This is a genomic window from Escherichia sp. HH091_1A (assembly GCF_030295175.1).
Classification (GTDB): domain Bacteria; phylum Pseudomonadota; class Gammaproteobacteria; order Enterobacterales; family Enterobacteriaceae; genus Escherichia; species Escherichia coli_F.
This window is the reverse complement of record NZ_AP025747.1, coordinates 3,877,303-3,898,631: the sequence shown is the minus strand read 5'-3', so window position 1 is coordinate 3,898,631 and position 21,329 is coordinate 3,877,303. Positions and strand designations below refer to the sequence as shown.

The following is a 21,329-nucleotide window of genomic DNA, read 5'->3' as shown; positions in this document are numbered from 1 at the left end:
GAAAATTCTTATCCATCTCCGTTATTTCAAAGTCTTGATTGTGAAGATTTTCTCTGACCTCGCGCGTATCATTTCCTTATTCTAATAACTCGCCTGCAAAAATGTAGACCGCATATCGCCTTGATGCGGCTCGGAAAAAAATAATAAGCCCTACAAAATATTGAGCGAGAAATTATGGAAATTGCATCGAATAAAGGCGTCATTGCAGACGCTTCGACCCCGGCAGGTCGTGCTGGAATGAGTGAGAGCGAGTGGCGAGAAGCGATCAAATTCGACAGTACTGACACCGGCTGGGTGATTATGAGTATCGGGATGGCGATTGGCGCAGGGATTGTTTTTCTCCCGGTGCAGGTCGGTTTGATGGGATTGTGGGTATTTTTGCTCTCATCGGTGATTGGTTACCCGGCAATGTATCTGTTTCAGCGGTTGTTTATTAATACGCTGGCAGAATCACCAGAATGTAAAGATTACCCGAGCGTGATTAGCGGTTATTTAGGTAAAAACTGGGGCATCCTGTTAGGTGCACTCTATTTCGTAATGCTGGTGATTTGGATGTTCGTCTATTCCACTGCCATCACCAACGATAGTGCTTCCTACCTGCATACCTTCGGTGTGACGGAAGGGTTGCTGTCAGACAGTCCCTTTTATGGTCTGGTACTGATTTGCATTCTGGTGGCGATCTCCTCACGCGGCGAGAAATTGTTATTCAAAATTTCGACGGGGATGGTGCTGACCAAGCTGCTGGTGGTTGCGGCGCTGGGCGTGTCGATGGTCGGAATGTGGCATCTGTACAACGTCGGTTCGCTGCCGCCGCTGGGGCTGCTGGTGAAAAACGCCATTATTACGCTGCCGTTTACCCTGACGTCGATTCTGTTTATCCAGACGTTAAGCCCGATGGTGATCTCTTATCGCTCACGGGAAAAATCCATTGAAGTGGCGCGGCATAAAGCATTGCGGGCAATGAATATCGCGTTTGGCATTTTGTTTGTCACCGTCTTTTTCTACGCCGTGTCGTTCACGCTGGCGATGGGACATGACGAAGCGGTAAAAGCCTACGAGCAGAATATTTCCGCGCTGGCAATTGCCGCACAGTTTATTAGCGGTGACGGCGCAGCGTGGGTGAAAGTGGTCAGCGTCATTCTTAATATTTTTGCCGTAATGACTGCATTCTTTGGTGTCTATTTAGGTTTTCGCGAAGCAACGCAAGGGATCGTAATGAACATCCTGCGTCGTAAGATGCCCGCCGAGAAGATTAACGAAAATCTCGTTCAGCGCGGCATCATGATTTTCGCCATTTTGCTGGCCTGGAGCGCCATCGTACTGAACGCACCGGTGTTGAGCTTCACCTCTATCTGTAGCCCGATTTTCGGCATGGTAGGGTGCCTGATCCCGGCGTGGCTGGTTTACAAAGTACCGGCATTGCACAAATACAAAGGGATGTCTCTGTACCTGATTATCGTCACTGGTTTGTTGCTTTGTGTATCTCCGTTCCTGGCATTTTCTTGATTTACCTGAAATTTTAAGGTTTTTATTATGTTTGATTCGACTTTAAATCCGTTATGGCAGCGTTACATCCTCGCCGTTCAGGAGGAAGTAAAACCGGCGCTGGGATGTACTGAACCAATTTCACTGGCGCTGGCGGCGGCAGTTGCTGCAGCAGAACTGGAAGGTCCGGTTGAACGAGTAGAAGCCTGGGTTTCGCCAAATCTGATGAAGAACGGTCTGGGCGTCACCGTTCCTGGCACGGGAATGGTGGGACTGCCGATTGCGGCGGCGCTGGGCGCGTTAGGTGGGAATGCCAATGCCGGGCTGGAAGTGCTGAAAGACGCAACTGCGCAGGCAATTGCCGATGCCAAAGCACTGCTGGCGGCGGGGAAAGTCTCAGTTAAGATCCAGGAACCTTGCGATGAAATCCTCTTCTCACGCGCCAAAGTCTGGAACGGTGAGAAGTGGGCGTGTGTCACCATCGTCGGTGGGCATACCAACATTGTGCATATTGAGACGCACAATGGCGTGGTGTTTACCCAGCAGGCCAGTGTAGCAGAGGGCGAGCAAGAGTCGCCACTGACGGTGCTCTCCAGAACGACGCTGGCTGAGATCCTGAAGTTCGTCAATGAAGTGCCGTTTGCGGCGATCCGCTTTATTCTCGATTCTGCGAAGTTAAATTGTGCGTTATCGCAGGAAGGCTTGAGCGGTAACTGGGGGCTGCATATTGGCGCGACGCTGGAGAAACAGTGTGCACGCGGTTTGCTGGCGAAAGATCTCTCTTCATCCATTGTGATTCGTACCAGCGCGGCATCCGATGCGCGTATGGGCGGCGCTACGCTTCCGGCAATGAGTAACTCCGGCTCGGGTAACCAGGGGATCACTGCAACAATGCCTGTGGTGGTGGTAGCAGAACACTTCGGGGCCGATGATGAACGGCTGGCGCGTGCGCTGATGCTTTCGCATTTGAGCGCGATTTACATCCATAACCAGTTACCGCGTTTGTCTGCGCTTTGTGCCGCAACGACCGCAGCAATGGGGGCCGCCGCCGGGATGGCATGGCTGGTGGATGGGCGTTATGAAACCATCTCGATGGCGATCAGCAGTATGATCGGCGATGTCAGCGGCATGATTTGCGATGGTGCGTCCAACAGCTGCGCGATGAAGGTTTCGACCAGTGCTTCGGCTGCGTGGAAAGCAGTGTTAATGGCGCTGGATGATACCGCTGTGACCGGTAATGAAGGTATTGTGGCGCATGATGTTGAGCAGTCGATTGCCAACCTGTGTGCGCTGGCAAGCCATTCGATGCAGCAAACGGATCGGCAGATTATCGAGATTATAGCGAGCAAGGCCAGATAAACACCTGGTTTTGGGTATCGTGTCGGATGCGATGCTGGTGCATCTTATTTGGCCTACGAGTTGTGCAATTTGTTGATGTTGCTGGTTTTGTAGGCCGGATAAGGCGTTTACGCCGCATCCGGCAACCTGTCTTTACGCGGTAGCTTCATCCTCGGCTAAACGCGTTTCAGCATCCGCGACAATGGCTTCCAGTTCGCTCAACATCTCTTCATAGCCAAAATTATTGCCGGTGCGAGCCGGTTCCTTCGCCACCACGGGCTTCACCGGCTGACGCTTTTTGGCCGATTTTTTACTCATCTTCATCTCCCTGTAAAAACAACTAGACAGGCAAATCTATCAGCAAAGCGCGCAGTGGGGAATCGGCAACCAGCGTAATGTTAGCCTCGTCACGAATAAACGCCCCATCACCGCAGGTCAGCACCGCTTTCTCTTCATGATGCGTAAGCGCATGAAATTGCCCGTGAATCGATTGCAAATACGCGCGTGGCCCATGCAACTGGAAATTCGCACTTTCGCCTTTGTCTAGCACGATATGATGCAGCCACACTTGCTGGCGCAACTGCAGGCTTCCCATCGCCCCCTCTGGCGAGGCGATTAATTGCTGCTTGCCCATATCAAGCGCCAGTTTTTGAATCAGCGGATTCTCTCGCTGCGGGCAGGCATCCAGCCAAAGCTGCATCCGTGTTAACGGTTTGTCTTTGCTGAGATTGTGTTCGCTATAGCTGATACCCGGCTGGGTAGAGAGCAGCAACGCTTCACCTGCGTAGGCCTGAATATGATTGCCTTCGCTGTCGCGATACTCAGCTTCTCCATCCAGAATCACATTTAAAATATCGACTTTGGGATAGGTTCGTGGCTGAAAGGCGGCACCTGGGGCCAGAACTTCCTGGTTAAGCACACGCAGGGAGGCATAACCTAACAATTTCGGGTCGAAGTAGTGTCCAAAGGAAAAAGTATACCGGGCCTGCAACCATCCGTAGTCTGCTTGTCCACACTGCCTGGCAGTTCGGGTAGTAATCATAATTCTTGACCTCTCTTTACTTCCTTTTATGGTAAGGGGCTGGACGCTACATTGTTAGCCAGATATTCTGCCCGGTATGTTCAAATTTCCTGAATGAGAACGAAATGGCCAAAGAAAGGGCATTAACGCTGGAAGCACTACGGGTTATGGATGCGATCGATCGCCGGGGCAGTTTTGCGGCGGCGGCGGATGAGCTGGGACGCGTGCCTTCCGCACTTAGCTACACCATGCAAAAACTGGAAGAAGAGCTGGATGTGGTGTTGTTTGACCGCTCGGGCCATCGCACCAAATTCACCAATGTCGGGCGAATGTTGCTGGAGCGAGGGCGCGTTTTGCTGGAAGCCGCAGATAAACTGACTACCGATGCGGAAGCCCTCGCGCGCGGTTGGGAAACGCATCTCACCATTGTGACTGAGGCGCTGGTACCGACACCCGCCTTTTTCCCGTTAATCGACAAATTGGCGGCAAAAGCCAATACCCAACTGGCAATCATCACTGAAGTGCTGGCAGGGGCGTGGGAACGGCTGGAGCAGGGGCGGGCGGATATTGTTATCGCGCCGGATATGCATTTTCGCTCCTCGTCGGAGATCAACTCGCGCAAACTCTATACCTTAATGAACGTCTATGTTGCCGCGCCAGATCACCCGATTCATCAAGAGCCAGAACCGCTCTCTGAAGTGACGCGTGTGAAATATCGTGGTATTGCGGTGGCGGATACCGCTCGTGAGCGCCCGGTATTGACCGTACAGCTGCTGGACAAACAGCCGCGCTTAACGGTGAGTACAATTGAAGATAAACGTCAGGCGTTACTGGCGGGGCTTGGCGTGGCGACGATGCCGTATCCGATGGTTGAAAAAGATATTGCGGAAGGACGGTTGCGTGTCGTCAGCCCGGAATCGACCAGCGAGATCGATATTATTATGGCCTGGCGTCGTGACAGTATGGGGGAAGCGAAATCCTGGTGTCTGCGGGAAATACCCAAACTTTTTAGCGGAAAATAATATTTGTTATTTTTAATAAAAAGGGGCGAAATATCGCCCCAATTCTAAGATTAATTTGAACCAAACTTCGGATCGTTTCCGTAACGATTGCTGCCAGAATTGCCTTCTAAACAGGCAAATACAAACAGAACTAACCAGCCAATGACCGGTACCAGATAGAGAAGCGCCCACGCACCTGAACGGTCAGTATCGTGCAGACGACGAACGCACAGAGCAATGACCGGAATGATTGTTGCTGCCAGGTAAATGAGAGAAAGGAATGGAAACTCTAAACCTAAAATCAATTGAATGACATTGATAATAGCGCCGACGATGGCGTTAATCAGAGTAAACATCCAGTACTCTTTACGACGTGCACGACCAGAGAAACCAACATAATTTTTTAATACGGCTAAATACCACTGCATAAAAACATCCCTTTAATTAAAAGTTGCGAAAGTCTATTCCGGGGATGGAGTAAATGCTATTCGTATCTTTCTTTTTCGGATGTTATAAAGGTTTTGATATTTAAGATAAATACATGGTCGTTTTTTATATGTAATTTATATAACGACATTGAAATAATTTAAATAAACATTAGTAGATTATTTATTCATCAACATGATGATAAAAGCCGGATGAGTCAGACATCCGGCGAGGAGATTTGTTTTAAGGTTCCAGTTTCGGATCTGGTCCAAAGCGGTTTTCGCCTGGCGTACCTGCCTGGCAGTTAAAGACGATGATAATCAGCCAGCCGATAAACGGGATTAAGAACAACAGTGCCCACCACGCCGAGCGGTCGGTGTCGTGCAGGCGGCGGAACTGAACTGCCCACCATGGTAAAAACACCAGAATACCGTAGATTGTCGTCAGGATGCCTTCGCCACCGGCACGTTGCCAGCCTAACATTTTATCCAGTAGCCCCAGCACGAACGTAAAGATGATGTTGACCAGAATAAACATCCAGTACTCTTTGCGCCGCGCACGGCCCCGGAAACCGACATAATTTTTTAGTACTTTCAGATACCAGTCCATTTTTGCCTCAATTTTACTCAATCACTTGTTTTTAAAGCAGCAAATTAAGAATAGACGTGAATGAAATGGCAGTAAATATTCGTTTAATGAATTAATAAGGTACGCTGAAGGAGCGCTAAGACTGATGACAAGCGCAAAATTGCCAGATGCGCTACGCTTATCTGGCCTGCGCGGTCATTGCAACATATTGAATATAAATGTTTTGTAGGTTTGATAAGGCGTTTACGCCACATCCGACATGAACAACACGCACTTAGCTAATTATCAGAGGCACCTCGTAAGGTGCCTTTTTTTAACCGAAGCGAACATCTCGTCCATGCGGTTCATCGAGATCCTGCCACGGACCAATTGAAATAATCCCCGTAGGGTTGATGGTCTTATGGCTGCGGAAGTAATGATTACGGATGTGATCGAAATTGACTGTTTCGGCAATTCCCGGCATCTGGTAGATATCGCGCAGGAAGCCATACAGATTCAGGTAATCGCTGATGCGGTGCTTATCACACTTAAAGTGGGTCACATACACTGGATCAAAACGCACCAGCGTGGTCCACAGGCGAATATCGGCTTCGGTTAGCTGGTTGCCGGTCAGGTAACGATGCTGACCTAAAATCTGTTCCAGCCGCGCCAGCGATTCAAACACTTTCACCACTGCCTCGTCGTAGGCTTCCTGGCTGGTGGCAAAACCGGCTTTATACACGCCATTGTTAACGGTGTCGTAAATCCAGCCATTAAGTTCGTCAATTTTCGTTTGCAGGGCTGAAGGGTAGTAATCTCCAGCTTTCGCACCCAGCGCATCAAACGCGGTATTGAACATGCGGATGATTTCCGCTGATTCGTTGCTGACAATGGTGTGGTTCTTCTTGTCCCAGAGTACGGGAACAGTGACACGTCCGCTGTAGTGTGGATCGGCGTGGAGATAAAGCTGATACAGAAACTCATGTTGATAGAGTGTATCGCCGGTTGCTCCCGGAAAACTGTCATCAAAGGTCCAGCCGTTTTCCAGCATTAACGGGTTCACTACGGAAACGGAAATAAACGGTTCCAGTCCTTTGAGTTTACGCATGATCAGCGTGCGGTGCGCCCACGGGCAGGCGAGTGAAACATAGAGATGATAACGATCTTTCTCTGCGGCAAAACCGCCTTTGCCAGTGGGGCCTGGCGCGCCATCGGCAGTGAGCCAGTTACGAAATGCGGAAGCTGAACGTTGAAATTTACCGCCGGTGGATTTGGTGTCGTACCAGGTGTCATGCCAGACGCCGTCAATCAGTTGACCCATTTTTCTCTCCTCCAATAGCAAAAACGAGGAGCGTTTCTCCTCGTTTGAGACTGATGGCAAACGCAAAACTGCCTGATGCGCTATGCTTATCAGGCCTACGAGGTTTCTGCAATGTATTGAATTTGCATGTTTTTGTAGGCCGGATAAGGCGTTCACGCCGCATCCGGCATGAACAACGTGCACTTTGTCAACAATCTGAAACGAGGAGCGTTTCTCCTCGTTTGAGACTGATGGCAAACGCAAAACTGCCTGATGCGCTATGCTTATCAGGCCTACGAGGTTTCTGCAATGTATTGAATTTGCATGTTTTTGTAGGCCGGATAAGGCGTTCACGCCGCATCCGGCATGAACAACGCGCACTTTGTCAACAATCTGAAACGAGGAGTGTTCCCCCTCGTTTTTTATCGTTAAGTATAGCGCGTACTTACCACTTTTTATTCAACAGACGGTCGATGCTATACGCGCCCGGACCGGTAATCGCCAGCAGCAGGAATCCGCCAGAAATAGTCAGGTTTTTCATAAACATCAGCGAGTTCATGCCTTCTGCAAAATTGCTGTGAAATAAAAATGCCGTCAGCAGCGTAAAGCCCGCAGTAAACAGGGCAGTGGTACGTGTCAGGAAACCGAACAGGATTGCCAGACCACCACCAAACTCAAGCAGAATCACCAGTGGCAACATAAAGCCAGGGACACCCATCGCTTCCATATATTGTTGCGTACCCGCGTAGCCAGTAATTTTTCCCCAACCTGCCGTAATAAACAGAATCGGCATTAAAATGCGTGCGACCAGTACCCCAACATCTTCTAATTTTTTCATCTTACTCTCCACTGCGCCGCTCAGGCTGCTGATTGTTTTTTTGTGCAAGGGCGCGGTATTAGCGTCCTTGCTTTCGATGGAGAGAATCATAAACGTGGCGAAGCGTGATTGTTAGCAAGGAAAACTGTCAAAATTTTTCAAAAAATTTGAGGGATAAGGCCGGAATGTCTCCGGCCAGAGAGGAAGTTAACCGCGAAGCTGTTGTTGCTTGAGGGTTGTTTTCACCAGACGCCAGGCGCTCCATACACCAAAACCGCGTCTGGCCCAGCGGACCAGCATATTGGGATGACGAATCGTCCAGATAGCCATCACACTACTGCCAACCAGCGCCCAGGAGCGCAGACTCAGCAGCATATTCCAGCGACGATCATAAGCGCCTGTCGCCTCCAGCCATTCACGACGACTGGCGGAAAGATCCAGCCGTTGTTGCTGGATCTGGCTAAGCAGTTGCGCCTTACGTCGTTCACGTTCGACTTTACTGCTCACGGGACTCCTCCTCGAGCAGTTGCCGATCGTTTGCCAGCTCATGGCGCGTATGGCGCAGTAAGGTGGATTTACGCGATTTACGTAACGTCCAGATACCGCCAATGAGTGCCAGTAGCAGCAACACCACGGTGGTGGCAATCATCGCATTCAGGCGATATTGCGGATCAACCGCCCAGATAATCAGCACCATCAGGCTCATAAGACCAAATGCAGCGAAAAGCATCGTCAGGCCCAGCATCAGTAAAAGCTGAAAGAGATTGGCTTTTTCCTCTTCCAGCTCCACCACCGCCAGCCGCAGACGTGTCTCCACCATTTCAACCATGATGGAAACAATTCGCTGCCCGATGCCCAGAACGCTTTTACCGGGCCCTTGCGCGTGATGAGTGTCCGCCATAATTAACGACGCGACAGCAGAACGCCGAGCACTACACCGATTGCAGCGCCAATGCCCACGCCCGTCCATGGATTTTCACGCACATACTCATCGGCACGCGCCGCCGCGACACGGGTTTGTTTGGCAATGGCATCACCGGTTTCACCCAGGCGATAACGGCTCTGTTTCAGTGCCTGCTCCGCTTTGCTACGAATCTTACTCAACTCTTCTTTCGACTTCTCGCCAGATGAGCTAAGCACCTCTTCCAGCGTATCGGAAAGGGATTTCAACTCAGCACGCAGATGTTCCGTAGTGTGTTCTTTCGACATAGTTTTCTCCAGGTGAGTAAGTAGTGACTATTGTGAGTTAGTAGTCGCGCGCTTCCAGCTTTTTCAGCTCTTCCTGCGCTTCTGCCAGTTTCCGTTCGCGTTTGGCAATCTTATCGGCATCGCCTTTTTGCTTCGCCTCGGCTAAATCTTGCTGGCGTTCCGCCACCTCATCTTTCTGCTTTGCGATTTTCTTCTGATGATCGGCACGCAGCTGGCTATCTGAACAGTTGGCCCGGACTTCACTCAGGGCTTTATTCAGACCGTCAATACGATTCTGGTTTTGGTGTTTTTCGGCATAGCTGATCTCCTTAAGGATATTTTGCTCCTTTTCCTGACACAGGGTAGTGGCATAACTACCGGTACTAAGAGCAAAAAGAGAAACAGCTAAAGCGATGCGGTATTTCATTCTTGAACCTTCCATTGTGATTCGGACCTATTACAAAGGAACGATTGTCCAGACAACGAAGCGGTAGTGTTAACCACCGCCTCATTAATCATAGACAGTTACGGTGAAATCACCAAAGTGAGTGATCTGTTTCGGATAACAGGAAGTTATCCGAAGCGATGAGAGTTATCCCGCAATCGGGTTAGCCATTGCATAGCCTGACTATTATTGTCCTGCTGCGCAATGATGTAGCCATGGGGCAATGTTCTGTCGAGAACCGCTTTTGCTGCGGCACTCTGGTCGCTGGAGTCAAACGTAATTAACAGAGTGTCGTTTTTAGGGGTGATGCTTTTGAAGGGGATGCCGTGAGCGTCAAGGTGATGCCAGATTGAAAAACCGTCTGGCATCGTTGTGCCTTGATGAACGGCACGAATCGCCAGCGTAGACTCTTGCTGGCGAACCGCGGACCAGGCCAGCAACAGCGTGCCGACCAGAAGTAAAACAGCGCCGGACCAGGTTAGCTGGCGAAGCGACATGCGAGGTATTTGCATCCCTTACCCCCGATTTCCATATTTCTTTTTCCATAACACGACCAGAGAACCTGCCAGGCCAAACACCAGCAGCACCACCGGGAGCAGCATCAGGCATGACATCAGCTGGTCCTCGTACTTTAAAAATACCGGCGTTTTGCCGAGCATGTAACCCAGAGTTGTCAGGATTAATACCCACAGCAGACCGCTCATCCAGTTGAAGAACTGAAAGCGCGCGTTATTCAGCCCTGATAACCCGGCAATCGTCGGCAGCAGTGTTCTGACAAACGCAATAAAGCGACCAATTAACAGCGCCGATAAACCGTGTTTATGAAAAAGATGGTGTGCGCGTTGATGATAATGCGCGGGTAAATGAGATAGCCAGTTTTGTACGGTGCGGGTATTGCCCAGCCATCGCCCCTGAATATAGCTGACCCAGCAGCCGAGGCTGGCGGCAACGGTCAGTAGCAGAATCGTTTGCGGATAGCCCATCGCGCCTTTCGCAATCAATACGCCGACCAACACCAGTAAACTGTCGCCCGGTAAAAAGGCCGCCGGAAGCAAGCCGTTTTCAAGGAACAAAATTACAAATAAAACAAAATAGAGCATGCCAATCATCGACGGATTGGCCAGGGTTTCAAAATCCTGCGCCCACAGGGCTTGCAGCAATTGGGTCAAAAGTTCCATTCATTATTCCTGGTGAATCGGTTAACGCCACGCTGGTTTTAAAAGATGCACTACCGCAATGTTATTGCTGTTTTGGTATGTTCTGCGGGTTTGATACATCAACACAGCCTGAACTATTCCCTGTTAAATCGTGAGATAAGAAAGCATTCAAAAGCATAAATTCAAATTGAATCTAATTGTAACAAAGGTCAACGTTGTTCGTTATCAAAATTACATGTCCGTGGAGTCTGATTTTGCTGAATGCAGGGGAGGGTGGCGAGAGGATTTACACAGGCTGACACTTTATACTTTTCGCTTACCGACGAGGCAAACAGGCGCGTCGTTGCGCCTGCCGAATGGGGATTTCATTTGCTGCCGCTGGTGGCCGTATCAAGATGCACAACGGGATTTTCGGCGAACAGATAGCGGTCGGCATTGAACTCGAAATCGTCGCTGGTTTCGTTAAATAACATGATCTTGGTGTTTTCCAGATGCTGCCACATTGCCAGCTTCGCGGCATGGGGATCTTTACGAATTAACGCTTTGAGGATCTGATCGTGGTCATCGCACCAGTTATCGACAGTACGGGCATCAATATGCTCGTGCAGTTTTTTCCAGTATGGGTTATGGCTACGTTGGGTCCACATTTTTTCAACGATGGCTGCCAGGGCGGAGTTCTGCGTCGCCAGGGCAACCTGAATATGGAACTGCAAATCCCATTCGGAATCACGGAAGCATTGTTCGCCGCGCGCCTGCTCCTGGATGGCCATCAGTTTCATGATGTCCTGTTTAGTTACCTGGGTCGCTGCGAACTCGGCAATATTACTTTCGATGAGCTGACGTGCCTGAAGCAGCTCAAACGGACCGTAATTGGCGAATTCCATATTAGTGTCAGCTGACTGCTGATGGCGCGGCTGGTTGGAAACCACATGAATACCCGAGCCTTTACGCACCTCTACATAGCCTTCAACTTCAAGCATGATGATGGCTTCACGAACCACGGTGCGACTGACGTTTTTTTCATCGGCAATAAAGCGCTCAGCAGGCAGTTTATCACCCACCAGATAGACGCCCTGTTCGATGCGCTCTTTCAGATCAGCGGCAAGTTGTTGATACAAACGGCGTGGTTCAGTGATTTCCATATGCGCTCCAGGCATGATACGGCAGACTATATTTGTTATACCACTTTTGCGAGTTTAGCTCTACTCGCAGTGATGAAAAAGCCGCCTGAGAAGGCGGCTTTGAAGGGAAACTAAAACTTACACGAAGCCTTAATGTTGCGGTGCGGGATCGTTATGTGATTCCTGCGCCACCTCAATCGCCGGTTTGTTCTGCAACACAGTCCAGATAACCAGCGCACCCAGCAGGTCGAATACTGCCAGAACTGCGAACAGCGGGCTGAAGCCGATGGTGTCAGCCAGTGCACCGACTACCAGTGCAAACAGCGTACTTGCCAGCCATGCGGACATCCCGGTTAAACCGTTCGCCGTCGCCACTTCGTTACGACCGAACACGTCAGAAGAGAGCGTAATCAGTGCGCCAGACAGGGCCTGGTGAGCAAAACCACCGATACACAGCAGCATAATCGCGACATACGGGTTAGTGAACAGACCGATCATACCTGGGCCAATCATCAGCACCGCACCCAGCGTTACTACCATCTTACGGGAAACGATCAGGTTCACGCCAAACCAACGCTGGAACAGCGGCGGCAGGTAACCACCGAGGATACAACCAAGGTCAGCAAACAGCATCGGCATCCAGGCGAACATCGCGATCTCTTTCAGGTTAAAGCCGTAAACTTTAAACATGAACAGCGGGATCCACGCGTTAAAAGTACCCCAGGCCGGTTCAGCCAGGAAACGCGGTAGCGCGATACCCCAGAACTGACGGTTACGCAGGATCTGACCAACGGACATTTTCTTCGCTGTGTCAACCTGGTGCTGGGCTTCCTGACCATTAATAATGTAGTCACGTTCTTCATCGGTCAGATGTTTCTGGTCGCGCGGATGCTTGTAGAAAATCAGCCATGCCATCGCCCAGATAAAGCTCAACGCACCGGAGATGATAAATGCCATCTGCCAGCTGTGCATCACGATTGCCCATACCACCAGCGGCGGCGCAATCATGGCACCAATCGAAGAACCTACGTTAAAGTAGCCGACCGCGATGGAACGCTCTTTTGCCGGGAACCATTCGGAACTGGCTTTCAGACCCGCCGGGATCATCGCCGCCTCTGCAGCACCTACCGCACCACGAGCAACCGCCAGGCCACCCCAGCTACCTGCCAGCGCGGTTGCGCCACAGAACACAGCCCACAGTACAGCAAACATTGCGTAACCGATTTTCGTACCCAGCACATCCAGTACATAACCTGCTACCGGTTGCATGACCGTATAAGCAGCAGAATAGGCTGCGATGATATAGGAATACTGTTGGGTGGAGATGTTTAACTCTTCCATCAGAGTTGGCGCAGCTGCCGCCACAGTGTTACGCGTCAGGTAACCAAGCACGGTGCCGAGCGTCACCAGTGCGATCATATACCAACGTAACCCTTTAATTTTACGCATGTAAAACCTCATCGTTTTGTTATAGCCGCAGGAAGCGCGGCCATCATCCCGCCAGAGGCTGAAGATGTTAGTTACGACCGGGTAACCGAAAAAAAACCGGCACGCCCCGAACGTTGCCATGAAAGTTTCGTGCTAATTCGGCTTCCGTACCGGTTAACCCGATTCATCTAACAAATGAATGAATCGGCAATTTGCATTCCGTCGACTTATGATTTGCGACGGCAGAAAGATAACTTGTCATACAACTTTAAAAGGTGAGAGCCATCACAAATGTGGGAATATTTGTAGGGACATTACCTGATGACAGCGAGGCCAGTACTGGCGCGGCTTGCAGCGAGATTTACCACTTTGAGAGTAATTTTTTTAACTACGTTTATTGATCTATCTCACGAAAATATCTTCGGACTCTGGAAATTGGTGTGATAACTTTGTCAGCATCGCACCATAAGCAAGCTAGCTCACTCGTTGAGAGGAAGACGAAAATGACTCCGTTTATGACTGAAGATTTCCTGTTAGATACCGAATTTGCCCGCCGTCTGTATCACGACTACGCAAAAGACCAGCCGATTTTCGATTACCATTGCCATTTGCCGCCGCAGCAAATCGCAGAAGACTACCGCTTTAAAAATCTGTATGACATCTGGCTGAAAGGTGATCACTACAAATGGCGTGCTATGCGCACTAATGGCGTGGCTGAGCGTCTGTGTACCGGTGATGCATCTGACCGAGAAAAATTTGACGCCTGGGCGGCGACCGTTCCGCACACTATCGGCAACCCGTTATACCACTGGACGCACCTCGAACTGCGTCGTCCATTTGGTATTACCGGCAAATTGCTTTCCCCGTCTACCGCTGACGAAATCTGGAACGAATGTAACGAACTGCTGGCGCAGGATAATTTCTCTGCGCGCGGCATCATGCAGCAGATGAACGTGAAAATGGTCGGCACCACCGACGATCCGATCGATTCTCTGGAGCATCACGCAGAGATCGCCAAAGACGGCTCTTTCACCATTAGAGTGCTGCCGAGCTGGCGTCCTGATAAAGCCTTCAACATCGAACAGGCGACCTTTAACGACTACATGGCGAAGCTGGGCGAAGTTTCCGATACCGACATTCGCCGCTTTGCTGACCTGCAAACTGCCCTGACTAAACGTCTGGATCACTTCGCCGCTCACGGCTGTAAAGTGTCTGACCACGCGCTGGACGTGGTGATGTTTGCTGAAGCGAACGAAGCGGAACTGGACAGCATTCTGGAGCGCCGTCTGGCAGGCGAAACCCTGAGCGAGCACGAAGTGGCACAGTTCAAAACTGCGGTGCTGGTGTTCCTTGGTGCCGAATACGCACGTCGCGGCTGGGTACAGCAGTACCACATCGGCGCACTGCGTAATAACAACCTGCGTCAGTTCAAACTGCTGGGGCCGGATGTAGGTTTTGATTCCATCAACGACCGTCCGATGGCAGAAGAGCTGTCTAAGTTGCTGAGCAAGCAGAACGAAGAAAACCTGCTGCCGAAAACCATTCTCTACTGCCTGAACCCGCGCGATAACGAAGTGCTGGGCACCATGATCGGTAACTTCCAGGGCGAAGGTATGCCGGGCAAAATGCAGTTCGGTTCCGGCTGGTGGTTTAACGATCAGAAAGACGGTATGGAACGTCAGATGACCCAACTGGCGCAGCTCGGTCTGCTGAGCCGCTTTGTCGGTATGCTGACTGACAGCCGTAGCTTCCTGTCATACACCCGTCACGAATACTTCCGCCGCATTCTGTGCCAGATGATTGGCCGCTGGGTGGAAGCGGGCGAAGCACCGGCGGACATCAACCTGCTGGGCGAGATGGTGAAAAATATTTGCTTTAACAATGCGCGTGACTACTTCGCCATTGAACTGAACTAAGGTCTGGGGTTGATATGCAATACATCAAGATCCATGCGCTGGATAACGTCGCGGTTGCTTTAGCAGATTTGGCGGAAGGCACAGAAGTCAGTGTCGATAACCAAACTGTCACGCTGCGCCAGGATGTTGCTCGTGGACATAAATTTGCGTTAACGGATATCGCAAAAGGGGCCAACGTCATTAAATATGGCCTGCCGATTGGTTATGCATTGGCGGATATTGCGGCGGGGGAACACGTTCACGCCCACAATACGCGCACGAATCTCAGCGATCTGGATCAGTATCGCTATCAACCTGATTTTCAGGATCTGCCTGCGCAAGCGGCAGATCGTGAAGTGCAGATCTATCGTCGCGCTAACGGCGATGTCGGGGTGCGTAATGAGCTGTGGATCCTGCCAACCGTGGGTTGTGTTAACGGCATCGCGCGGCAGATCCAGAACCGTTTCCTGAAAGAGACCAACAACGCCGAAGGTACTGACGGCGTGTTCCTCTTCAGCCACACCTACGGCTGCTCGCAGCTGGGCGACGATCACATTAATACCCGTACCATGCTGCAAAACATGGTGCGCCACCCGAACGCAGGCGCCGTGTTGGTCATTGGTCTGGGATGTGAAAACAACCAGGTTGCCGCATTCCGTGAAACGCTGGGCGATATCGATCCTGAACGCGTTCATTTCATGATCTGCCAACAGCAGGATGATGAGATCGAAGCCGGGATCGCGCATTTGCATCAGTTGTATAACGTAATGCGCAACGACAAACGTGAGCCGGGCAAACTCAGCGAACTGAAGTTTGGTCTGGAATGCGGTGGTTCTGACGGTCTTTCTGGTATTACTGCTAACCCAATGCTGGGGCGTTTCTCTGATTACGTCATTGCTAACGGCGGCACTACCGTACTGACCGAAGTGCCGGAGATGTTCGGCGCAGAGCAGTTGCTGATGGACCATTGTCGTGACGAAGCAACGTTTGAAAAACTGGTCACTATGGTCAACGACTTCAAGCAGTACTTTATTGCCCATGACCAGCCTATCTACGAAAACCCATCGCCGGGGAACAAAGCGGGCGGTATCACCACGCTGGAAGATAAATCACTTGGTTGTACTCAGAAAGCGGGTTCCAGTGTCGTGGTTGACGTGCTGCGTTACGGCGAGCGTCTGAAAACGCCGGGGCTGAACTTGTTAAGTGCGCCGGGTAACGATGCCGTAGCGACCAGCGCCCTGGCGGGCGCGGGCTGCCATATGGTGCTGTTCAGTACGGGTCGTGGTACGCCATATGGTGGATTTGTGCCAACGGTGAAAATCGCCACCAACAGTGAACTGGCGGCGAAGAAAAAACACTGGATCGACTTTGACGCGGGTCAGCTGATCCACGGTAAAGCGATGCCGCAGTTGCTGGAGGAATTTATCGACACCATCGTTGAGTTTGCCAATGGTAAACAAACCTGCAACGAGCGTAACGACTTCCGCGAACTGGCGATCTTTAAAAGCGGCGTAACGCTATAAAGTCGAAATGAGTTGTTAATAAAAAACGGCGTTTCATAATGTGAAGCGCCGTTTGCTTTTCCATACCTGCTAAGGATTTATCATGACCGCGTATTGGCTGGCCCAGGGCGTGGGTGTCATCGCCTTTCTGATTGGTATCACAACATTTTTCAACCGTGACGAACGTCGCTTCAAAAAGCAGCTTTCGGTCTATAGCGCCGTTATTGGCGTACATTTTTTTCTTCTGGGCACCTATCCCGCTGGTGCCAGTGCCATCCTTAATGCCATTCGTACATTGATTACCTTACGCACGCGCAGCTTATGGATAATGGCGATCTTCATCGTGCTGACGGGAGGAGTTGGCCTGGCGAAGTTCCATCATCCCATGGAGCTGCTGCCGGTTATCGGCACGATTGTCAGTACCTGGGCGCTGTTCCGTTGTAAAGGGCTGACCATGCGCTGCGTGATGTGGTTTTCTACTTGTTGCTGGTTAACTCACAACATTTGGGCCGGGTCGATAGGCGGCACGATGATTGAGGGGAGTTTTCTGCTGATGAATGGCCTGAATATCATTCGTTTTTGGCGTATGCAGAGAAGGGGAATTGATCCGTTTAAAGTGGAGAAAACCCCTTCCGCCGTAGACGAAAGGGGCTAAGTATTAGTTACGCAGGGCGCTATTTGCCAGACGATCGTCTTCTGCCTGGCAAGCTGCCGCAGTGAACAGCACGTCAGTTGAAGAGTTCAGCGCGGTTTCGCAAGAGTCCTGCAATACGCCGATGATAAAGCCGACGGCAACCACCTGCATGGCGATATCGTTCGAAATACCGAACATATTACAGGCCAGTGGGATCAGCAGCAAAGACCCCCCCGCCACGCCGGATGCACCACAGGCACACAGAGAAGCCACTACGCTCAACAGCAGCGCTGTGGGCAGATCCACCGGAATACCCAGCGTATTAACCGCAGCCAGCGTCAACACGGTAATGGTGATTGCTGCGCCCGCCATATTGATCGTTGCACCCAGCGGAATAGAAACGGAATAGGTATCACGATCCAGATTCAGCTTTTCACACAGCGCCATATTCACCGGAATGTTCGCCGCAGAGCTGCGGGTGAAGAAGGCGTACACGCCGCTTTCGCGCAGGCACAGCAGCACCAGCGGGAACGGGTTACGACGAATTTTCCACCACACCAGCAATGGGTTAACCACCAGCGCCACCAGCAACATACAGCCAACCAGCACCACCAGCAGTTGCGCGTAGCCCCACAGGGTGGAGAAACCGGTGGTTGCCAGCGTTGAAGCTACCAGACCAAAAATACCGATTGGTGCGAAACGAATCACCAGTTTCACCATAAAGGTAACGGCGTTCGACATATCATTGACCAGGTTTTTAGTGGTTTCGTTACCGTGACGCAGTGCGAAACCGAGGCCAATTGCCCACACCAGAATCCCGATGTAGTTACCTTTCAGCAACGCGTCGATGGGGTTGGAAACCATGCTCATTACCAGCCCACGCATCACTTCTACAATGCCTGACGGTGGCGAAATATCACCCGCGCTACTGGACAAGTGCAGGGTAGAAGGGAAGGCAAAGCTGAAGACTACCGCGGCCAGAGCAGCAGAGAAGGTGCCCAGCAGATAGAGGAACAAAATAGGACGGATATTGGTTTTCTGCCCGTGCTGGTGGTTAGCAATAGATGCCATTACCAGCATCAGCACCAGAATCGGCGCTACAGCTTTCAGGGCACCAACGAACAAAGTACCTAACAGACCGACAGCTTCAGCAGCCGGTTTTGAGATCCATGCCAGAAGAATCCCCAGAACAAGGCCGACCAGGATTTGTTTTACCAGGCTGCCATGAGCCAGACGCCGGAATAGCCCCGGTGAACGTTGCGTAGTCATTTTTCGATCCTTTCATTGTGTTGTCGCACATCCCTGGTGCGTTCTGTCGACGCATCTTTCAGGATGTAACAAAGTGTTTGCAAGGTCGAGTATAAGGAAAGTTGCAGCTTCGGGAAGCGAAAAATGCTGGATTTTAAAGAGAGGTCATATTTTGCAACTTAATGGTTACATTTATTTGACATAAACAGAGGGAAGGACTGGCTACTAAGGCTGATTAGATAACATATGGGCAAAACTATTTGGCATATGAGAACTGTTGCGCTCCTGTGATGTACGATGCCACATAAAGTCACTGGCGCAGGGAGCGGCCAATCGCCGCTGCCCCGGCCTGCAGGGAACGCTTCGGTGATTTTGACGCCACTAACACCCAAGCGATCTTTTTGTAAAGAGCTATAAGTCGGTTACATACTTAATCGCTCATCTTTGTCTGGAATGAGTTATCACCCGTAGTGGCTTAATATACAGCGAATTATCCCACCCGCTGCTTATCATGCCGATAATTCACCCAGGCGTTGATAATAAACGTCATCACCAGAATGCCAAACACCACGCCCAGCGAAACGGCGATCGGAATATGGTAGAAATCGACAATCAGCATCTTGATACCGATAAACACCAGAATCACCGCCAGACCATATTTGAGCATCGAGAAACGTTCTGCTACGCCCGCCAGCAGGAAATACATCGCACGCAGGCCGAGGATCGCAAACAGGTTTGAGGTCAGCACAATAAACGGATCGGTGGTCACGGCGAAGATAGCCGGAATGCTATCCACGGCGAAAATCACGTCGCTCAACTCCACCAGAATCAGTACCAGCATCAGCGGCGTGGCATACAACAAACCATTCTTACGCACAAAGAAATGCTCGTTGTCGATGGTGTCGGTCATGCGCAAATGACCGCGCAGCCAGCGCACCAGCGGCTTGTCACCAATACCTGATTCATCTTCATGAGCCAGCGCCATCTTCACGCCAGTAAACAGCAGGAAGGCACCGAAGATATACAGGATCCAGTCGAACTGCGAAATCAGCCAGCTGCCAGTGAAGATCATGATGGTACGCAGAACAATCGCCCCGAGTACGCCATACACGAGCACGCGGCGTTGTAATGCCGCCGGAACAGAGAAATAGCTGAACAACATCAGCCAGACGAAGACGTTATCGACCGCCAGTGATTTCTCAATCAGATAACCCGTGAGGAAGGCCAATGCCTGAGGGTCCGCGACTTCGCGCCCCTGTGTCTGCGCCAGATACCACCAGAAAGCGGCATTAAACAATAACGACAGTGTCACCCAGACCAGCGACCAGGCCGCAGCCTGTTTCATGGTCATGGCATGTGCCCCGCGACGCCCCTGCAACAACAGGTCGATAGCCAGCATAATGACGACAACAACAGCGAATCCGCCCCATAGCAACGGCGTGCCGACAGTATTCATAGAAGTTCCTTACACATAAAAAAACGGCCAACGTCGGAAGACGTCAGCCGCTGCTTTTTATGCATAGACCTCGCCTTCCGGCAAGGTCTCACTTACAACAAAAAAGGAATACGTCTGCGTATTCCTTTCGGGTTGCCCGGTGACCGGATGTGGTTTTTCACACATCGTAATGACGATCGACCGGCAATGAAGTTACTCCCCTTTGCAGGTAACAAAGTATGACAGACCATTCGGTCAGTCAATGGTCTGTTACATCCCTTTTACACTGTTTTACTTTGGCTATTATAGTTTTACGCTATCTGCCGGAAAAATCACCCCGGTCTGGCGGCGGATCTCGGTCAGCAGCCTGGCGGTGATACGACTGACCGCCAGCCCTGGATGATCTACCAGATGTTCATCCACCAGGGTAGCGAACAGCTCTGCTTCGTACAGCATGGTATTAATATGCTGCGGTTGGGTAAGATCCTGCATCTGGCTGCCGCGCGGCACATAGCAAACTTTCTGGCATTCAGACAGTTTTTCAATCACCAGCGATCCCGCTTCGCCCTGAATCTCACTTGCCAGCACAGAATCACTGACCTTTGAGTGCTGCAAGGTAACGCTGAAATCACCGTAATCCATCACCACCACGCCGTGGGCATCCACACCACTTGCCAGCAAACTGGCGGTTGCCTGCACGCTTTTCGGTTCACCAAATAACGCCACCGCCGACGCCAGACAGTAAAAGCCGATATCCATAATTGAACCGTTGGAGAATGCCGGATTGAAGGTGTTGGGATTCTCGCCGTCCAGATAACGTTGATATCGCGAGGAATATTGGCAATAGTTGAAAAAGACTTTACGCAATTTGCCAACTTTCGGCAGTACCTGGCGTAACAAATGGAAATTCGGCAGGCTGGCGGTTTTAAATGCCTCAAACAGCACCACCTGATTTTCCCGCGCACAGGCAATGGCGGCATCCACTTCCGCCAGATTCGACGCCAGCGGTTTCTCGCAAATCACATGAATTTTATGGCTAAGGAAAAGTTGTGTCTGGGAAAAATGCAGGGCATTCGGGCTGGCAATATACACCGCGTCAATGGTATCGCTTTCTGCCATCGCTTCCAGCGATGTAAACAGATGCTCGACAGAAAAATCATTGGCGAAGTGCTGGGCCTGTTCAAGGCTGCGGGAATAGACAGCGGTTAACTTGTATTTACCGCTCTCATGGGCGGCCTCGACGAACTGGCGGGTGATCCAGTTCGTGCCAATCACAGCGAAACGTATCATAACGCGTGGATACTCCATAAAGGGATTCTGC

Annotated in this window: 24 protein-coding genes; 6 read left to right on the top strand and 18 right to left on the bottom strand. The window is 51.0% G+C overall.

All coding sequences use genetic code 11. From position 1 onward, the window contains the following. Positions 1–174: 174 nt before the first annotated feature. A complete protein-coding gene (locus tag QUF14_RS19570) occupies positions 175–1,506 on the top strand; it encodes an SLC5/6 family protein (RefSeq protein WP_000401598.1) in 1,332 nt (443 codons plus the stop codon). A gap of 27 nt (positions 1,507–1,533) precedes the next feature. After that, entirely contained in the window at positions 1,534–2,844 is a 1,311-nt protein-coding gene (gene cyuA, locus QUF14_RS19565) for a cysteine desulfidase (protein ID WP_100733922.1), read from the top strand. Between the two features lie 132 nt (positions 2,845–2,976). Here the strand turns inward: cyuA and QUF14_RS19560 are convergent, their stop codons facing one another. Next, positions 2,977–3,141 (bottom strand): protein YhaL, encoded by a 165-nt coding sequence (locus QUF14_RS19560; protein WP_038813158.1) that lies wholly within the window; start codon positions 3,139–3,141, stop codon positions 2,977–2,979. Between the two features lie 22 nt (positions 3,142–3,163). After that, positions 3,164–3,865: a pirin family protein gene (locus tag QUF14_RS19555; protein ID WP_000633564.1), complete on the bottom strand. Its 702-nt coding sequence runs from the start codon at positions 3,863–3,865 to the stop codon at positions 3,164–3,166. Positions 3,866–3,969: 104 nt separating this feature from the next. Between QUF14_RS19555 and yhaJ the strand changes: the two genes are divergently transcribed. Beyond that, a complete protein-coding gene (gene yhaJ, locus QUF14_RS19550) occupies positions 3,970–4,866 on the top strand; it encodes a DNA-binding transcriptional regulator YhaJ (RefSeq protein WP_001041010.1) in 897 nt (298 codons plus the stop codon). Between the two features lie 50 nt (positions 4,867–4,916). Here yhaJ and QUF14_RS19545 read toward each other — a convergent pair whose 3' ends face one another. From QUF14_RS19545 to exuT, 13 genes are all read right to left on the bottom strand, one after another. Then, positions 4,917–5,273, bottom strand: coding sequence for a DUF805 domain-containing protein (locus QUF14_RS19545; protein WP_001198783.1), 357 nt, complete (start codon positions 5,271–5,273; stop codon positions 4,917–4,919). Between the two features lie 241 nt (positions 5,274–5,514). Continuing rightward, complete coding sequence (locus QUF14_RS19540) at positions 5,515–5,880, bottom strand: DUF805 domain-containing protein (protein WP_000384145.1); 366 nt, start codon at positions 5,878–5,880, stop codon at positions 5,515–5,517. A gap of 292 nt (positions 5,881–6,172) precedes the next feature. Next, entirely contained in the window at positions 6,173–7,159 is a 987-nt protein-coding gene (gene yqjG, locus QUF14_RS19535; RefSeq protein ID WP_000531185.1) for a glutathionyl-hydroquinone reductase YqjG, read from the bottom strand. Between the two features lie 424 nt (positions 7,160–7,583). Next, a complete protein-coding gene (locus QUF14_RS19530) occupies positions 7,584–7,976 on the bottom strand; it encodes a DoxX family protein (RefSeq protein ID WP_000732238.1) in 393 nt (130 codons plus the stop codon). Between the two features lie 186 nt (positions 7,977–8,162). Next, a complete protein-coding gene (locus tag QUF14_RS19525; protein WP_000096086.1) occupies positions 8,163–8,462 on the bottom strand; it encodes a YqjK-like family protein in 300 nt (99 codons plus the stop codon). Next, on the bottom strand, positions 8,452–8,856 hold the full coding sequence (locus QUF14_RS19520; protein ID WP_000785722.1) for a phage holin family protein: 405 nt from the start codon (positions 8,854–8,856) through the stop codon (positions 8,452–8,454). The genes QUF14_RS19525 and QUF14_RS19520 overlap by 11 nt, the downstream gene beginning before the upstream one ends. 2 nt (positions 8,857–8,858) lie before the next feature. Continuing rightward, positions 8,859–9,164, bottom strand: coding sequence for an ElaB/YgaM/YqjD family protein (locus tag QUF14_RS19515; protein ID WP_000031415.1), 306 nt, complete (start codon positions 9,162–9,164; stop codon positions 8,859–8,861). A 37-nt stretch (positions 9,165–9,201) separates the two neighbouring features. Then, positions 9,202–9,570 (bottom strand): DUF1090 family protein YqjC, encoded by a 369-nt coding sequence (yqjC, locus tag QUF14_RS19510; RefSeq protein WP_001352920.1) that lies wholly within the window; start codon positions 9,568–9,570, stop codon positions 9,202–9,204. Between the two features lie 146 nt (positions 9,571–9,716). Further along, the gene (gene mzrA / locus QUF14_RS19505) at positions 9,717–10,100 is read right to left on the bottom strand and encodes an EnvZ/OmpR regulon moderator MzrA (RefSeq protein WP_001166773.1); all 384 of its coding nucleotides are present in this window, start codon (positions 10,098–10,100) and stop codon (positions 9,717–9,719) included. A 3-nt stretch (positions 10,101–10,103) separates the two neighbouring features. Next, positions 10,104–10,766: a DedA family general envelope maintenance protein YqjA gene (gene yqjA / locus QUF14_RS19500; protein ID WP_000422149.1), complete on the bottom strand. Its 663-nt coding sequence runs from the start codon at positions 10,764–10,766 to the stop codon at positions 10,104–10,106. A gap of 21 nt (positions 10,767–10,787) precedes the next feature. After that, positions 10,788–10,871: a protein YqiM gene (gene yqiM, locus QUF14_RS19495; RefSeq protein ID WP_211180508.1), complete on the bottom strand. Its 84-nt coding sequence runs from the start codon at positions 10,869–10,871 to the stop codon at positions 10,788–10,790. Positions 10,872–11,110: 239 nt separating this feature from the next. After that, on the bottom strand, positions 11,111–11,887 hold the full coding sequence (exuR, locus tag QUF14_RS19490) for a transcriptional regulator ExuR (RefSeq protein ID WP_000406496.1): 777 nt from the start codon (positions 11,885–11,887) through the stop codon (positions 11,111–11,113). 129 nt (positions 11,888–12,016) lie between these two features. Next, positions 12,017–13,315 (bottom strand): hexuronate transporter ExuT, encoded by a 1,299-nt coding sequence (exuT, locus tag QUF14_RS19485; RefSeq protein ID WP_001298326.1) that lies wholly within the window; start codon positions 13,313–13,315, stop codon positions 12,017–12,019. A gap of 482 nt (positions 13,316–13,797) precedes the next feature. On the opposite strand from exuT, the gene uxaC reads away from it, so the two are divergent. The 3 genes from uxaC (at position 13,798) to QUF14_RS19470 (ending at position 17,346) form a co-directional block, all read left to right on the top strand. Continuing rightward, positions 13,798–15,210: a glucuronate isomerase gene (uxaC, locus tag QUF14_RS19480; protein WP_100733923.1), complete on the top strand. Its 1,413-nt coding sequence runs from the start codon at positions 13,798–13,800 to the stop codon at positions 15,208–15,210. 14 nt (positions 15,211–15,224) lie between these two features. Next, entirely contained in the window at positions 15,225–16,712 is a 1,488-nt protein-coding gene (gene uxaA, locus QUF14_RS19475; protein WP_001199369.1) for an altronate dehydratase, read from the top strand. 82 nt (positions 16,713–16,794) lie between these two features. Beyond that, positions 16,795–17,346: a YgjV family protein gene (locus QUF14_RS19470; protein ID WP_000128132.1), complete on the top strand. Its 552-nt coding sequence runs from the start codon at positions 16,795–16,797 to the stop codon at positions 17,344–17,346. 3 nt (positions 17,347–17,349) lie between these two features. Here the strand turns inward: QUF14_RS19470 and sstT are convergent, their stop codons facing one another. The 3 genes from sstT to QUF14_RS19455 form a co-directional block, all read right to left on the bottom strand. Continuing rightward, a complete protein-coding gene (sstT, locus tag QUF14_RS19465; RefSeq protein ID WP_000211649.1) occupies positions 17,350–18,594 on the bottom strand; it encodes a serine/threonine transporter SstT in 1,245 nt (414 codons plus the stop codon). 469 nt (positions 18,595–19,063) lie between these two features. Further along, a complete protein-coding gene (gene alx / locus QUF14_RS19460) occupies positions 19,064–20,029 on the bottom strand; it encodes a TerC family membrane protein Alx (RefSeq protein WP_001098830.1) in 966 nt (321 codons plus the stop codon). A 282-nt stretch (positions 20,030–20,311) separates the two neighbouring features. Next, positions 20,312–21,298 carry a Gfo/Idh/MocA family protein gene (locus tag QUF14_RS19455; RefSeq protein WP_100733925.1) on the bottom strand — a complete coding sequence of 329 codons (987 nt, stop codon included), beginning with the start codon at positions 21,296–21,298 and terminating at the stop codon, positions 20,312–20,314. Positions 21,299–21,329: the final 31 nt, after the last annotated feature.

Coding starts and splice junctions, on each gene's coding strand:
- yhaJ (WP_001041010.1), top strand. CDS start 3,970: ATGGCCAAAGAAAGGGCATTAACGCTGGAAGCACTACGGGTTATGGAT.
- QUF14_RS19540 (WP_000384145.1), bottom strand. CDS start 5,880: ATGGACTGGTATCTGAAAGTACTAAAAAATTATGTCGGTTTCCGGGGC.
- QUF14_RS19455 (WP_100733925.1), bottom strand. CDS start 21,298: ATGATACGTTTCGCTGTGATTGGCACGAACTGGATCACCCGCCAGTTC.
- cyuA (WP_100733922.1), top strand. CDS start 1,534: ATGTTTGATTCGACTTTAAATCCGTTATGGCAGCGTTACATCCTCGCC.
- QUF14_RS19555 (WP_000633564.1), bottom strand. CDS start 3,865: ATGATTACTACCCGAACTGCCAGGCAGTGTGGACAAGCAGACTACGGA.
- QUF14_RS19560 (WP_038813158.1), bottom strand. CDS start 3,141: ATGAGTAAAAAATCGGCCAAAAAGCGTCAGCCGGTGAAGCCCGTGGTG.
- exuR (WP_000406496.1), bottom strand. CDS start 11,887: ATGGAAATCACTGAACCACGCCGTTTGTATCAACAACTTGCCGCTGAT.
- QUF14_RS19570 (WP_000401598.1), top strand. CDS start 175: ATGGAAATTGCATCGAATAAAGGCGTCATTGCAGACGCTTCGACCCCG.
- QUF14_RS19530 (WP_000732238.1), bottom strand. CDS start 7,976: ATGAAAAAATTAGAAGATGTTGGGGTACTGGTCGCACGCATTTTAATG.
- QUF14_RS19470 (WP_000128132.1), top strand. CDS start 16,795: ATGACCGCGTATTGGCTGGCCCAGGGCGTGGGTGTCATCGCCTTTCTG.
- QUF14_RS19545 (WP_001198783.1), bottom strand. CDS start 5,273: ATGCAGTGGTATTTAGCCGTATTAAAAAATTATGTTGGTTTCTCTGGT.
- yqjC (WP_001352920.1), bottom strand. CDS start 9,570: ATGAAATACCGCATCGCTTTAGCTGTTTCTCTTTTTGCTCTTAGTACC.
- sstT (WP_000211649.1), bottom strand. CDS start 18,594: ATGACTACGCAACGTTCACCGGGGCTATTCCGGCGTCTGGCTCATGGC.
- QUF14_RS19520 (WP_000785722.1), bottom strand. CDS start 8,856: ATGGCGGACACTCATCACGCGCAAGGGCCCGGTAAAAGCGTTCTGGGC.
- QUF14_RS19515 (WP_000031415.1), bottom strand. CDS start 9,164: ATGTCGAAAGAACACACTACGGAACATCTGCGTGCTGAGTTGAAATCC.
- uxaA (WP_001199369.1), top strand. CDS start 15,225: ATGCAATACATCAAGATCCATGCGCTGGATAACGTCGCGGTTGCTTTA.
- uxaC (WP_100733923.1), top strand. CDS start 13,798: ATGACTCCGTTTATGACTGAAGATTTCCTGTTAGATACCGAATTTGCC.
- yqjG (WP_000531185.1), bottom strand. CDS start 7,159: ATGGGTCAACTGATTGACGGCGTCTGGCATGACACCTGGTACGACACC.
- mzrA (WP_001166773.1), bottom strand. CDS start 10,100: ATGCAAATACCTCGCATGTCGCTTCGCCAGCTAACCTGGTCCGGCGCT.
- exuT (WP_001298326.1), bottom strand. CDS start 13,315: ATGCGTAAAATTAAAGGGTTACGTTGGTATATGATCGCACTGGTGACG.
- yqjA (WP_000422149.1), bottom strand. CDS start 10,766: ATGGAACTTTTGACCCAATTGCTGCAAGCCCTGTGGGCGCAGGATTTT.
- alx (WP_001098830.1), bottom strand. CDS start 20,029: ATGAATACTGTCGGCACGCCGTTGCTATGGGGCGGATTCGCTGTTGTT.